The organism is Streptomyces sp. NPDC058239 (assembly GCF_042882185.1).
Taxonomy (GTDB): domain Bacteria; phylum Actinomycetota; class Actinomycetes; order Streptomycetales; family Streptomycetaceae; genus Streptomyces.
On the sequence record NZ_JBHVWS010000001.1, the window covers coordinates 259,795 to 273,203 of the forward strand.

10 protein-coding genes and 1 tRNA gene are annotated in these 13,409 nt (G+C 67.6%); 5 read left to right on the forward strand and 6 right to left on the reverse strand.

Features of this window, described 5'->3' with window-relative positions:
- Window position 1 precedes the first annotated feature (1 nt).
- Both ACFVYE_RS01220 and ACFVYE_RS01225 read left to right on the forward strand, forming a co-directional pair.
- Window positions 2-904 (forward strand): ABC transporter ATP-binding protein, encoded by a 903-nt coding sequence (locus ACFVYE_RS01220; protein ID WP_383979177.1) that lies wholly within the window; start codon window positions 2-4, stop codon window positions 902-904.
- On the forward strand, window positions 901-1,617 hold the full coding sequence (locus tag ACFVYE_RS01225) for an ABC transporter ATP-binding protein (protein WP_383979171.1): 717 nt from the start codon (window positions 901-903) through the stop codon (window positions 1,615-1,617). Before ACFVYE_RS01220 ends, ACFVYE_RS01225 begins: the two co-directional genes overlap by 4 nt.
- 74 nt (window positions 1,618-1,691) lie before the next feature.
- Here ACFVYE_RS01225 and ACFVYE_RS01230 read toward each other — a convergent pair whose 3' ends face one another.
- A complete protein-coding gene (locus ACFVYE_RS01230; protein WP_093896073.1) occupies window positions 1,692-2,354 on the reverse strand; it encodes an ANTAR domain-containing response regulator in 663 nt (220 codons plus the stop codon).
- Between the two features lie 98 nt (window positions 2,355-2,452).
- On the opposite strand from ACFVYE_RS01230, the gene ACFVYE_RS01235 reads away from it, so the two are divergent.
- A tRNA-Leu gene (locus tag ACFVYE_RS01235) sits at window positions 2,453-2,527 on the forward strand.
- 109 nt (window positions 2,528-2,636) lie between these two features.
- On the forward strand, window positions 2,637-3,413 hold the full coding sequence (locus ACFVYE_RS01240) for a transcriptional regulator (protein WP_383962190.1): 777 nt from the start codon (window positions 2,637-2,639) through the stop codon (window positions 3,411-3,413).
- Window positions 3,414-3,421: 8 nt separating this feature from the next.
- Here ACFVYE_RS01240 and pyk read toward each other — a convergent pair whose 3' ends face one another.
- Both pyk and ACFVYE_RS01250 read right to left on the reverse strand, forming a co-directional pair.
- On the reverse strand, window positions 3,422-4,855 hold the full coding sequence (gene pyk, locus ACFVYE_RS01245) for a pyruvate kinase (protein ID WP_383962192.1): 1,434 nt from the start codon (window positions 4,853-4,855) through the stop codon (window positions 3,422-3,424).
- A gap of 125 nt (window positions 4,856-4,980) precedes the next feature.
- Complete coding sequence (locus ACFVYE_RS01250) at window positions 4,981-5,685, reverse strand: SIMPL domain-containing protein (protein ID WP_383962195.1); 705 nt, start codon at window positions 5,683-5,685, stop codon at window positions 4,981-4,983.
- A 167-nt stretch (window positions 5,686-5,852) separates the two neighbouring features.
- Here ACFVYE_RS01250 and ACFVYE_RS01255 point away from each other — a divergent pair, with 167 nt between their 5' ends.
- Entirely contained in the window at window positions 5,853-7,658 is a 1,806-nt protein-coding gene (locus ACFVYE_RS01255; protein ID WP_383962196.1) for a bifunctional metallophosphatase/5'-nucleotidase, read from the forward strand.
- Between the two features lie 94 nt (window positions 7,659-7,752).
- On the opposite strand, the gene ACFVYE_RS01260 is transcribed toward ACFVYE_RS01255, so the two are convergent.
- The 3 genes from ACFVYE_RS01260 to pepN all read right to left on the reverse strand — a co-directional run bounded on the left by ACFVYE_RS01260 (window position 7,753) and on the right by pepN (window position 13,299).
- Entirely contained in the window at window positions 7,753-9,171 is a 1,419-nt protein-coding gene (locus tag ACFVYE_RS01260; RefSeq protein WP_383962199.1) for a lysine N(6)-hydroxylase/L-ornithine N(5)-oxygenase family protein, read from the reverse strand.
- Window positions 9,168-10,565, reverse strand: a complete 1,398-nt coding sequence (locus tag ACFVYE_RS01265; RefSeq protein WP_389603715.1) for a pyridoxal phosphate-dependent decarboxylase family protein — start codon at window positions 10,563-10,565, stop codon at window positions 9,168-9,170. Before ACFVYE_RS01265 ends, ACFVYE_RS01260 begins: the two co-directional genes overlap by 4 nt.
- 229 nt (window positions 10,566-10,794) lie before the next feature.
- Window positions 10,795-13,299, reverse strand: coding sequence for an aminopeptidase N (gene pepN / locus ACFVYE_RS01270; RefSeq protein WP_389603512.1), 2,505 nt, complete (start codon window positions 13,297-13,299; stop codon window positions 10,795-10,797).
- Between the last annotated feature and the right edge of the window lie 110 nt (window positions 13,300-13,409).

Here is a 13,409-nt window from a genome sequence, read left to right on the forward strand (position 1 = left end):
CATGACCACCACCACGAAGACCGCCACCACCGTCCTCGACGCAAGCGGCGTCACCATGCGCTTCGGCGGCCTCACCGCCGTACGCAACGTCGACCTCACCGTCAACGCGGGCGAGATCGTCGGCCTCATCGGCCCCAACGGCGCCGGCAAGACCACCTTCTTCAACTGCCTCACCGGCCTCTACGTCCCCACCGAGGGCAAAGTCAGCTACAAGGGCACCGTCCTGCCGCCCAAACCCCACCTCGTCACCCAGGCAGGCATCGCCCGCACCTTCCAGAACATCCGGCTCTTCGCCAACATGACCGTCCTGGAAAACGTCCTCGTCGGACGCCACACCCGGACCAAGGAAGGCCTCTGGTCCGCCCTCCTGCGGCTCCCCGGCTTCACCAAGGCCGAAAACGCCAGCCGCGAACGAGCCATGGAACTCCTGGAGTTCATCGGCCTCCAGGACAAGGCCGACCACCTCGCGCGCAACCTCCCCTACGGAGACCAGCGCAAGCTGGAAATCGCCCGCGCACTGGCCAGCGACCCCGGGCTCCTCCTCCTCGACGAGCCCACCGCCGGCATGAACCCGCAGGAAACCCGCGTCACCGAAGAACTCATCTTCGCCATCCGCGACCAGGGCATCGCCGTCCTCGTCATCGAGCACGACATGCGGTTCATCTTCAACCTCTGCGACCGCGTCGCCGTCCTCGTCCAGGGCGAGAAACTCGTCGAAGGCACCTCCGACGTCGTCCAGAGCGACGAACGCGTCGTCGCCGCCTACCTCGGCACCCCCTTCGAAGGCGCCCCCGGCGCCGAAGAAGTCGCCGAAGTCGAAGCCGCCGAAGCAGGCGCCACCAAGACAGCCGACACCACCAGCACCACCGACACCACCAGCACCGAGGAGGAGGACACCCGATGACCGCACTGCTAGAGGTCGAGGACCTCCGCGTCGCCTACGGCAAGATCGAAGCCGTCAAGGGCATCTCCTTCACCGTCGAAGCCGGCCAGGTCGTCACCCTCATCGGCACCAACGGTGCGGGCAAGACCACCACCCTGCGCACCCTCTCCGGGCTCCTCAAGCCCGTCGGCGGCAACATCCTCTTCGACGGCAAACCGCTCAACAACGTCCCGGCCCACAAGATCGTCTCCCTGGGCCTCGCCCACTCCCCCGAGGGACGCCACATCTTCCCCCGGCTGACGATCACCGAGAACCTCCAGCTCGGCGCCTACCTCCGCAACGACAAAGCAGGCATCGAAAAGGACATCCAGCGCGCCTACGACCTCTTCCCCATCCTCGGGGAACGCCGCAAGCAGGCCGCCGGAACCCTCTCGGGCGGCGAACAGCAGATGCTCGCCATGGGCCGCGCCCTGATGTGCCGGCCCAAGCTCCTGATGCTCGACGAACCCTCCATGGGCCTCTCCCCGATCATGATGCAGAAGATCATGGAGACCATCGTCGAACTCAAGGCACAGGGCACCACCATCCTGCTCGTCGAGCAGAACGCCCAGGCCGCGCTCTCCCTCGCCGACCACGGCCACGTCATGGAGGTCGGCAAGATCGTCCTCTCCGGCACCGGCGCGGACCTCCTCCACGACGAGTCCGTCCGCAAGGCCTACCTCGGCGAGGACTGAACCCCGCCCGACCGAACGAGTAGGGCCCGCACCCCGATCGCTCCGGGGTGCGGGCCCTACTCAGATACGCGCGCCTACTGGTCGCCGTCCTTCGCCGCCCTCTTCTTCTCCTCGGCGTCCTCGATCAACGCCTCGGCAAGCTGCTGCATGGACAGCCGGCGGTCCATCGACGTCTTCTGGATCCAGCGGAACGCGGCCGGCTCCGACAGACCGTAATCCGTCTGCAGAATGCTCTTCGCGCGGTCCACCAGCTTCCGCGTCTCCAGCCGCTGGGCAAGGTCGGCAACCTCCCCCTCCAACGCCTTCAGCTCCGCGAACCGCGACACCGCCATCTCGATGGCAGGCACCACGTCGCTCTTGCTGAACGGCTTCACGAGATACGCCATCGCCCCGGCGTCCCGCGCCCGCTCGACGAGATCGCGCTGCGAGAACGCGGTGAGCATCAGGACCGGCGCGATGGACTCCTCGGCGATCTTCTCCGCGGCGGAGATCCCATCCAGGATCGGCATCTTCACATCGAGGATGACCAGGTCCGGCCGGTGCTCCCGGGCAAGCTCGACGGCCTTCTGACCGTCACCGGCCTCACCGACGACCGCGTAGCCCTCTTCCTCCAGCATCTCTTTGAGGTCGAGACGGATGAGCGCCTCGTCCTCGGCGATGACGACGCGGGTCGTCAGCGGCGGAACGTGCGACTTGTCGTCGTCGGCGACGGGCTGGGGCGACTCGGGGGCGGTCACGGGGCTCCTTGTTCCGGGGCAGGTACAGCTCCCTTGAGCCTACCCACCTGCGGTATGGTGGTCGCGCAGCGGGTCGAAGAACGCCTTCGATTCTGTGAGCCCCGGTAGCCCAATTGGCAGCAGGCAATGGATTCAAAACCCATACAGTGTCGGTTCGAGTCCGACTCGGGGCACTTTTCCTTTGATTCCAAGGTCACCGAGGAATAGTGGAACTTCACATGAACGTGTGAATGCTTGCCTATTCCACCTGCGGGTCATCAAGATCCAGACAGGATCGGCCCTGTGTACGACCTTGATACGCGCAAGCGCGCTCTGGCACTCATCGCCCAAGGCTTCAGCCAGAACTCCGTAAGCAAGCAGACCGGCATTTCGCGTGCCGCCCTCCGCTCGTGGCAGACACGAATAGAACCCCTCGGCTGGAACCGCGCTGCGGACTGTCCAAGGTGCGGCGACATGCCGAGCGATCCTGAAAACCCCGCCGCGTACGCCTACTTACTGGGCCTCTATCTCGGCGACGGCTGCATCAGCTCCGCCAAGAGGGGCGTGTACTTTCTCCGTATCGCCTGCGCCGATGCCTGGCCCGGCCTCATCGACGCCTGTGCCGAAGCCATGCAGATCGTGCGTCCCGGAAACAAGGTGTTCCGGATGCAGCGTCAGGGCTGCCAGAACGTGACGTGCTACAGCAAGCACTGGCCCTGTCTCTTCCCCCAGCACGGTCCCGGCAAGAAACACGACCGCAAGATCGCTCTCGAACCCTGGCAGCAGAGCATCGTGGATGCCCGTCCGTGGGAATTCATCCGCGGCCTCATCCACTCCGATGGATGCCGGATCACCAACTGGACCACGAAGCTCATCGGCGGCGAACAGAAGCGCTACGAGTACCCCCGTTACTTCTTCACCAACAGGTCGGACGACATCCGCAAGCTGTTCAGCGACACACTCACCGCTGTCGGGGTCGAGTGGACGACCCTCGCACGAGGGAGCAACCCGCTCAACATCTCCGTCGCCCGACGGGCGTCCGTCGCTCTCATGGACGCCCACGTCGGGCCGAAGTACTGACGACCGATCTACTTCGGGCTGTCGTCCTCACCGATGTGATGCACCCGGACCAGGTTCGTCGAGCCCGCGACTCCCGGCGGGGAGCCGGCCGTGATGACCACGACGTCGCCCTTCTCGCAGCGGCCGATCTTCAGCAGTTCCTCGTCGACCTGGGCCACCATCGCGTCCGTCGATTCCACGTGCGGGCCGAGGAAGGTCTCGACGCCCCAGGTCAGATTCAGCTGGGAGCGGGTGGCCGGGTCCGGGGTGAAGGCCAGGAGCGGGATGGGTGAGCGGTAGCGGGAGAGGCGCCTGACCGTGTCGCCGCTCTGGGTGAAGGCGACCAGGAACTTGGCGCCCAGGAAGTCGCCCATCTCGGCCGCCGCGCGGGCCACCGCGCCGCCCTGGGTGCGGGGCTTGTTCCGGTCGTTCAGGGGCGGGAGGCCCTTGGCGAGGATGTCCTCCTCGGCGGCCTCGACGATGCGGGACATCGTGCGGACCGTCTCGATGGGGTACTTGCCCACGCTGGTCTCGCCGGAGAGCATCACCGCGTCCGTGCCGTCGATGACCGCGTTGGCGACGTCGGAGGCTTCGGCGCGGGTGGGGCGGGAGTTGTCGATCATCGAGTCGAGCATCTGGGTGGCGACGATGACCGGCTTGGCGTTGCGCTTGGCGAGTTTGATCGCGCGCTTCTGGACGATCGGCACCTGTTCCAGGGGCATTTCGACGCCGAGGTCGCCGCGGGCGACCATGATGCCGTCGAAGGCGGCGACGATGCCGTCGATGTTCTCGACGGCCTGGGGCTTCTCCACCTTGGCGATGACGGGGAGGCGGCGGCCCTCCTCGTCCATGATGCGGTGGACGTCCTCGATGTCTCGTCCGCTGCGTACGAAGGAGAGGGCGATGATGTCGGCGCCGGTGCGCAGGGCCCAGCGGAGGTCTTCGATGTCCTTCTCGGAGAGTGCGGGGACGGAGACGGCGACGCCGGGGAGGTTGAGGCCCTTGTGGTCGGAGACCATGCCGCCCTCGATGACGGTGGTGTGGACGCGGGGGCCGTCCACGTCGGTGACTTCGAGGGTGACGCGGCCGTCGTCGACGAGGATGTGTTCGCCGGTGGTGACGTCGGCGGCGAGGCCGTCGTAGGTGGTGCCGCAGGTGTGGCGGTCGCCTTCCATGGGTTCGACGGTGATGGTGAAGCTGTCGCCGCGTTCAAGGAGTACGGGGCCTTCGCGGAAGCGTCCGAGGCGGATCTTCGGGCCTTGAAGGTCGGCGAGGATCCCGACGCTGTGTCCGCTCTCGTCGGAGGCTTTGCGTACACGGTGGTATCGCTCTTCGTGTTCGGCGTAGGTGCCGTGGCTGAGGTTGAGGCGGGCGATGTCCATTCCCGCTTCGACCAGTGCCTTGATCTGGTCGTATGTGTCGGTGGCGGGGCCCAGGGTGCAAACGATTTTTGCTCGGCGCATGGTTTGAGCCTAGACCTTACCTACGGGTAGTTATTTGGCTCCGCATGACGACCCAACAACCTTTGGGTGAAGGGTTATTGACAAGTGTTGAATTGTGCGACGGGGTGCTCGGATGAGCATTCTCTTTATAGCTTTGGCGGTGACATGGTGAAGCGGGCGTTCACCTGTGCGTAGACCGTCTGGCGTTGCGGTTCGAGGTCGAGGGCCGGGGCGGGTTCGGCGGCTGCTCCGCCGTATGCCGCGCGGCCCCGGAGGCCTCCGGGTGCGACGGGCATGGCTGTGGCCGGGGCGGTGTTCTCCGCGCCGAGGTCGGCGAGTTCGACCAGGGCGGTGAGGTGGGCTCCGAGGGCGTCGGCGTATTCGCGGGCGCGTTGGACGGCTTCGCGTACGGCCTGGCGGCGGGCGTTCGCGTGGGCGGGTGAGTCGGGGCGCAGGGCCCACCAGGGGCCGTTGACGCGTGTCATGTCGAGGTCGGCGACGCGGGTGGTGAATTCGCCCAGTGCGGTGAAGTCGTTGAGGACGGCGGTGACGTGGACGCGGCCGTGGTAGGCGCGGATTTTTTCGTCGCGGCCGCGTTGGGTGAGTTCGGGGGTGATGGAGAATGCGCCGGTTTCGAGTTTTTCGACCGCTTGTCCGTAGGAGCGTGCGAGTTCGAGGACGTGGTTGTTGCGTCGGGTGAGGTCTTCGAGGGCTGCGCGGCGGTCTTTTCCGCGGGCGCTGACGGTGATGCCGATGTGGGCGGTCTCGGGGTCGACTTCGAGGCGGGCTTCGCCTCGGACGGCGACGCGGGGGTGGTCGGGGGTGCCGTAGGGCGGCGGGGTGTCGGCCATGGGTCCACTCTCGCATCCGGGTAGGACAACGGGTGGTCATCAGATCGAAACCCGCAAGGGGTGTTGCCGGGTGTGGCTCGTGGGTCATTATCTACGCGCGTTGTGCACTGCGAGAACTGAGCTGTACGAGAACTGAGCTGTATGAGAACTGAGATGTGGGAGACGAAATGCCGCTGAACCGTAGGACGTTCCTGGGCACATCGGCGGCTGCCGGTGCCGGTGTGGCGATCGCTGGTGGTTCCGCCGTTCCCGCCGCGGCCCACGGTCATGGGCACGGCCACGGGCGTCCGCCGAAGCGGTACTCGTTCACCGTGATGGGCACCACCGATCTGCACGGGAATGTCTTCAACTGGGACTATTTCACCGACAAGGAGTTCGACGACAAGGCCCACAACGATGTCGGTCTGGCGAAGATCTCCACGCTGGTGGACCAGGTGCGCCGGGAGAAGGGCCGCCACAACACCCTGATGATCGATGCGGGTGACACGATCCAGGGCACCCAGTTGTCGTACTACTACGCCAAGGTCGATCCGATCACGGCGAAGCGCGGCCCGGTGCATCCGATGGCGCAGGCGATGAACGCGATCGGCTATGACGCCGCGGCGCTCGGCAACCACGAGTTCAACTACGGCATCCCGGTGCTGCGGAAGTTCGAGGAGCAGTGCGACTTCCCGCTGCTGGGTGCGAACGCGCTGGACGCGAAGACGTTGCGGCCGGCGTTCGCCCCGTACGTGATCAAGAGGATGCGTACCCCGCACGGTCCGGATGTGAAGGTCGCGATCCTGGGTCTGACCAACCCGGGCATCGCCATCTGGGACAAGGCGAATGTCAGCGGGAAGATGGTGTTCCCCGGTCTGGAGGAGCAGGCGGCGAAGTTCGTGCCGCGGTTGCGTTCCATGGGTGCGGATGTCGTGATCGTGTCGGCTCACTCGGGCAGCAGCGGTACGTCGTCGTACGGTGATCAGATCCCGTATGTCGAGAACGCGGCGGGTCTGGTGGCCGAGCAGGTTCCGGGTATCGACGCGATTCTGGTCGGGCATGCGCATCTGGAGATTCCCGAGTACTTCGTGGAGAACAAGCAGACCGGCAAGAAGGTGGTGCTCTCCGAGCCGTTGAAGTGGGGGCAGCGGCTGACGCTGTTCGACTTCGATCTGGTGTGGGAGAAGGGCCGCTGGGTGGTGGAGAAGGCGGGTTCGCAGGTGTTGAACTCCAATACCGTGGCCGAGGACCCGGAGATCACGAAGCTGCTCATGGATGAGCACAAGAAGGTCGTGGCGTACGTCAATCAGGTGATCGGCACGTCCACGGCGGCGATGACGACGGCGGAGGCGGCCTGGAAGGACGAGCCGATCATCGATCTGATCAATGTCGTCCAGGCGGAGACGGTGAAGGCGGCGCTGGCGGGTGGTGAGTACGCGGCGCTTCCCGTTCTCTCGCAGGCGTCCTGTTTCTCGCGTACGGCGCAGATCCCGGCCGGGAATGTGACGATCAAGGATGCGGCGGGTCTGTATCCGTTCGAGAACACCCTTGAGGCGCGGCTGCTGACGGGTGCGCAGGTCAAGGATTATCTGGAGTTTTCGGCCCGGTACTACGTGCAGACGGCGGCCGGTGCTCCGGTGGACACGGCGAAGCTGACGAATGCGGACAACACTCCGGACTACAACTACGACGCGGTGTCGGGTCTGACGTACGAGATCGACATTGCGAAGCCGAATGGTTCGCGGATCGTGAATCTGTCGTTCGAGGGCAGGCCGATCGATCCGGCGGCGCAGTTCGTGCTGGCGGTGAACAACTACCGGGCGAGCGGTGGTGGCAATTTTCCGCATGTGCCGGGTGCCAAGCAGTTGTGGGCGAACTCGGAGGAGATCCGTAACACGATCATCGGCTGGGTGCAGGCGAAGGGTTCGGTGGATGGTGCGCAGTTCGCTTCGGTGGACTGGCGTCTGACGCGGGACGGTGCGCCGGTGTTCTAGGCGGTCGCCCTTTGGGGTGTGGTGGTGTGTGTGGGCGGCCGTCTTTTCCTTGTGGAGGGGCGGCCGCCTTCTGTCTGTGTGTGGGGGGCGGGTGTCAGTTGCCTTGGGCGAGGGGGATGAGGTCGGGGTTCTGGGTGGGGACGGTCGGGTTCTGGGGGGTGAGGCCGAAGGTGGTGAAGGCGGTGCGTTCCGGGAGGGGGTAGGCGTTGGTGCCGGTGAGGTTGTTGAGGATGGTGGCGCTGCGCCAGGCGGCGAGTCCGAGGTCGGGGGCGCCGACGCCGTGGGTGTGGCGTTCGGCGTTCTGTACGTAGACGTTTCCGGTGACGGTGGGGTCGAGGACGAGGCGGAACCGGTCGTCGATGCGGGGGCGTGCGGAGGCGTCGCGGTGCATGTGGGGGTCGAGGCCGGTGAGGATGCGGTCGAGGGAGCGTTCGCGGTAGCCGGTGGCGAGGACGACGGCGTCGGTGGTGAGGCGGGATCGGGTGTTCTGCTGGGTGTGTTCGAGGTGGAGTTCGATGCGGGTGTTGGCGACGCGTCCTGCGGTGCGTACGGAGACTCCGGGGGTGAGGGTGGCGTCGGGCCAGCCGCCGTGGAGGGTGCGGCGGTAGAGCTCGTCGTGGATGGCGGCGATGGTGTCGGCGTCGATGCCTTTGTGGAGTTGCCATTGGTGGGGGACGAGTTCGTCGCGTACGGATTCGGGCAGGGCGTGGAAGTAGCGGCTGTAGTCGGGGGTGAAGTGTTCCAGGCCGAGTTTGGAGTACTCCATGGGTGCGAAGGCCTGGGTGCGGGCGATCCAGTGGAGCTTTTCGCGGCCTGCGGGGCGGGAGCGGAGGAGGTCGAGGAAGATTTCGGCGCCGGACTGTCCGGATCCGATGACGGTGATGTGTTCGGCGTCGAGGAGTGTTTCCCGGTGGTGGAGGTAGTCCGCGGAGTGGATGACGGGGACGGATTCGGCTTCGGCGAGGGGTTTGAGGGGGTCGGGGATGTGGGGCTCGGTGCCGATTCCGAGGGCGATGTGGTGGGTGTATGTGCGGCCGAGTGCTTCGGCTTCGCCGTCGGTGTCGAGTTGGGTGAAGTCGATTTCGAAGAGGCTGCGTTCGTTGTTCCAGCGGACGGCGTCGACCTGGTGGCTGAAGTGGAGGCCGGGGAGTTGGTCGCTGACCCAGCGGCAGTAGGCGTCGTATTCGGCGCGCTGGATGTGGAAGCGCTCGGCGAAGTAGAAGGGGAAGAGCCGGTCGCGGCTGCGCAGGTAGTTGAGGAAGGTCCAGGGGCTTGCGGGGTCGGCGAGGGTGACGAGGTCGGCGAGGAAGGGGACTTGGAGGCTGGCTCCGTCGATGAGGAGGCCGGGGTGCCAGTGGAAGGCGGGGCGCTGTTCGTAGAAGGCGGCGGCGAGGGGGTGGGGGTTGCCGGGGATGCCGTGGGCGAGGGCGGCGAGGGAGAGGTTGAAGGGGCCGATGCCGATGCCGACGAGGTCGTGTGGCTGGTCGGTCTCAGGGGTGGGCAGGTCGGTCATCGGGGGGTGTTGCCTTCCGCGAGGTCGTTGGCGAGGTGGTTGACGAGGTCGAGGAGTGTGCGGAGGTTTTCGGGGGTGGTGTGGGGGTTGAGAAGGGTGGCTTTGAGCCAGAGGCGGTTGTCTGTGTGGGCGCGGCCGAGTACGGCGTGGCCGCGGGTGAGGAGGGTGCGGCGGATGGTGGCGACGGTGTTGTCGTCGGCGTCGGTGGGGCGGAAGAGGACGGTGCTGATGGTGGGGCGGTCGTAGAGGTCGAGGGTGGGGGTTTTGGCGATGAGGTCGGCGAGGTGGTGGGCGGCGGCGACGGTGTGGTCGATGAGGTCGGCGAGTCCGGTGCGGCCGAGGGCTTTGAGGGTGACGGCGATTTTGAGGGCGTCGGGGCGGCGGGTGGTGCGCAGGGAGCGGCCGAGGAGGTCGGGGAGGCCGGCTTCGGTGTCGTCGTCGGCGTTGAGGTAGGAGGCGCGGTGGTGGAGTGCGTGGAGGTGGGTGCGGTCGGGGACGGCGAGGATGCCTGCGGATGCGGGTTGCCAGCCGAGTTTGTGCAGGTCGAGGGTGACGCTGTGGGCGCGGTCGAGGCCGTGGACCTTGCCTCGGTGGGTGGGGCTGAAGAGGAGGGGGCCGCCGTAGGCGGCGTCGATGTGGAGTTCGGCGCCGTGGGTGGTGCAGAGGTCGGCGATGTCGGCGAGTGGGTCGATCTGGCCGGTGTCGGTGGTGCCTGCGGTGGCGGTGACGAGTAGGGGGCGGTGGAGTTCGGTGAGGGCTTCGTCGAGTGCGGCGAGGTCCATGACGCCGGTGGGGGCGGGGATGACGACGGGTGTGGGGAGGCCGAGGAGCCAGGCGGCGCGGGTGATGCTGTGGTGGGCGTTGGCGGCGCAGATGGTCTGTACGGGGCCGTTGCGTTCGCGGGCGAGGAGCAGGGCGAGTTGGTTGGCTTCGGTGCCGCCGGTGGTGATGAGTGCGTCGGGTGAGGGCCGGCGGGGGTAGATCTCGGTGGCGAGGGCGGCGGTGAGGTCGGCTTCGAGGGCGGAGGCTGCGGGGGCTTGGTCCCAGGAGTCCATGGAGGGGTTGAGGGCGGAGGCGGCGAGGTCCGCGGCGGTGGCGAGGGCGAGGGGCGGGGTGTGGAGGTGGGCGGCGCAGAGTGGGTCTGCGGGGTCTGCGGCGCCTTCGGTGAGGGCGCTGACGAGGGTGCGCAGTGCGTCGTGGGGGCCGGTGCCGTGGTCGGGGATGACGGGGTGGGTGGCGGTGCGCATCCGGGGGGTGACGGCGTCGGGTCCGCCTGTGGGGAGGGGGCCGTCGCGGCGGTGGGCGCCGTCGTGCAGTGCGGTGAGGACGGTGTCGATGAGGGGGCGCAGGGCGGCGGGGCCGGTGGTCGAGCCGGCGAGGGGCGGGGTGGGCATGGTGGCGGGGCCCTTCGGGTGCGCATGGGTGGACATGCCAGCTTGTCCGGGTTTTCGGGGGTGCGGCCGCAGAGCTCGGTGATCTGAACTCGAAAGGGGGATGTGGGAGGGATGGGGGGTCGTTGTCGGGGGTTTCGGTGGTATGGGTGTGGCGCCGGATATGGGTGTGCCCGGCGCCTCCCTGTGGGGTGGGAGTGGCGCCGGGCACGGGTGGTGCCGACCCTGACGGTCAGTGGGTGTCGCGTACGGCGAGGGCGCGGCGCAGGTCGTCGATCTGGTCGATGAGCTTGCGGCGCAGGGCCGGGATGAGGTCCTTGTCGTTCAGGGCTTGTTCGCCGAGGTGGAGGCTGTCGGCGTCGACGGCGTACGCGGGGAAGGCGTGGCGGCCGGCGGCTTCGGCGATGGCGGGGCCGCGGCGGGTGGCGAGCCGGGTCGCTTCGGGGTAGTAGCGGGGCACGTAGTCCTGTACGAGGTCGGCTTGTTCGGGCTGCCAGAAGCCCTGGGCGGTGGCGGTGAAGAGGTAGTTGGAGAGGCTGTCGTCGTTGAACAGGGCGTGCCAGGCGGCGGCCTTGGCCTCGGGGGTGGGGAGGGCGGCCCGGCAGCGGGCGGCGCCTTCCTGTCCGGTGGCGCTGGGGTCCTGTTCGAGTTCGGCGGCGATGGCGGTTTCGTCGGTGGCGCCGAGGACGGCGAGGCGGGTGAGGATGCGCCAGCGCAGTTCGGGGTCGAGTTCGGGTCCGCCGGGGACGGTGCCGTTGGTGAGCCAGTCCTGGATGGTGTCGGGCTGGGTGGCGGCGTCGATGAGGTGGCGTACGGCGACCAGGCGCAGGCCGGGGTTGTGGCCGTCCTCGGTGCGGCGGATGAGGTCGCGGCACAGGGCGGTGAGGGTGGCGAGGGCGGCGGGGCGGTTCTCCGGGGCGAGGTAGCGGCCGGCGATCTGGTTGTCGGCGAAGGCGAGTACGCCCTGGGCGAGGGCGAGGTCGGTCTCGTGCGGGAGGTGTGCGCGGGCCGCTTCGAGGTAGGTGGTGGGGGCGAGTTCGCCGTCGCGGACCAGGTCGCGGGCGGTGTTCCAGACGACGGCGCGGGTCAGTGCGTCGGGGATGCCGGACAGGTCGCGTACGACGGTGTCCCAGGACTTGGCGTCGAGGCGGACCTTGGCGTAGCTGAGGTCGCCGTCGTTGAGGACGACGAGGGCGGGGCGCCGGCCGGGCAGCGCCTTGACCGTGTCGTTCTGGGGGACGTCGATCTCGAACCGGTTGCGCAGGACGAGGCGGTCGGGGCCGGAGTGGGCGTCCGGGGCGTGGTCGTATGCGCCGACGGCGATGCGGTGGGGGCGGCTGCCGTCGCGGTCGACGGTGAGGGACCACATGCTGTCGGACTCCTCGACCCGGGGGGTGAGGGTGTCGACTCCGGTGGTGCGCAGCCAGGCGTCGGCCCAGGCGTGGACGTCGCGGTCGGTGGCCGATGCGAGGTTGTCGATGAAGTCGGCGAGGGTGGCGTTGGCGAACTTGTGGCGGGCGAAGTGGGTGTTGATGCCGGCCAGGAAGTCCTTCTCGCCGAGCCAGGCGACGAGTTGGCGCAGGGCGGATGCGCCCTTGGCGTAGGAGATGCCGTCGAAGTTGAGCATCGCGGACGCGGTGTCGGGGACGGCTGCCGGGTCGGGGGCGACGGGGTGGGTGGAGGGGCGCTGGTCGGCGTCGTATCCCCAGCCCTTGCGGGCGACGCCGAAGTCGACCCAGGTGTCGGTGAAGCGGGTGGCCTCGGCGAGGGTCTGGTAGCCCATGTACTCGGCGAAGGACTCGTTGAGCCAGATGTCGTCCCACCAGGCGAGGGTGACGAGGTCGCCGAACCACATGTGGGCCATCTCGTGGGCGATGACCATGCCGCGGGTCTGGCGTTCGGTGTCGGTGACGGCGGAGCGGTAGACGAACTCGTCGCGGAAGGTGACGAGTCCGGGGTTTTCCATGGCGCCGGCGTTGAACTCGGGGACGAATGCCTGGTCGTAGGAGTCGAAGGGGTAGGGCTCGTCGAACTTCTCGTGGAAGCGGTCGAAGCAGGCGCGGGTGATGTCGAGGATCTCGTCGGCGTCCGCGTCGAGGTACGGGGCCAGTGAGCGGCGGCAGTGGATGCCGAAGGGCAGTCCGGCGTGTTCGGTGGTCACGGAGTGCCAGGGGCCTGCGGCGACGGCGACGAGGTAGGTGGAGATCAGCGGGGTGGCTGCCAGGGTCCACCGGCCGTCGCCCCGGTGCTCGGCGATGCCGTTGCCGAGGACGGTCCAGCCTTCGGGGGCGGTGACGGTGAGCTCGAAGACGGATTTGAGGTCGGGCTGGTCGAACGCGGCGAAGACGCGCTGGACGTCTTCCATGAACAGCTGGGTGTAGAGGTACGTTTCGCCGTCGGTCGGGTCGGTGAAGCGGTGCATGCCTTCGCCGGTGCGGGAGTAGCGCATGGCGGCGTCGATGCGGAGTTCGTGTGTGCCGGCGGTGAGTGCGGTGAGCGGGAAGCGGTTCTCGGTGAGGTCGGCGGGGTCGAGGGGCTGTCCGTCGAGGCTGATCGAGCGCAGGGTGGCCGGCTTGAGCTCGACGAACGTGTCTCCGGCCGCGGCTGCGGTGAACTGGATGACGGTGCGGGAGTCGAAGGTCTGCTCCCCTCCGGTCAGATCGAGGTCGATCGTGTACCGGTGTACGTCGAGGAACTGGGCTCGGGTCTGCGCTTCGTCGCGCGTCAGTACGGACATGCGCCCATGCTGCCGTACGGCCCGGGCGGTGCGCAGGCGGGTTCTCCCAGGGCTGAGCGGGAGGGATCGGTGGGCCTTTCAGGGCTAAGATTCTTACCCATTGTGTTCCT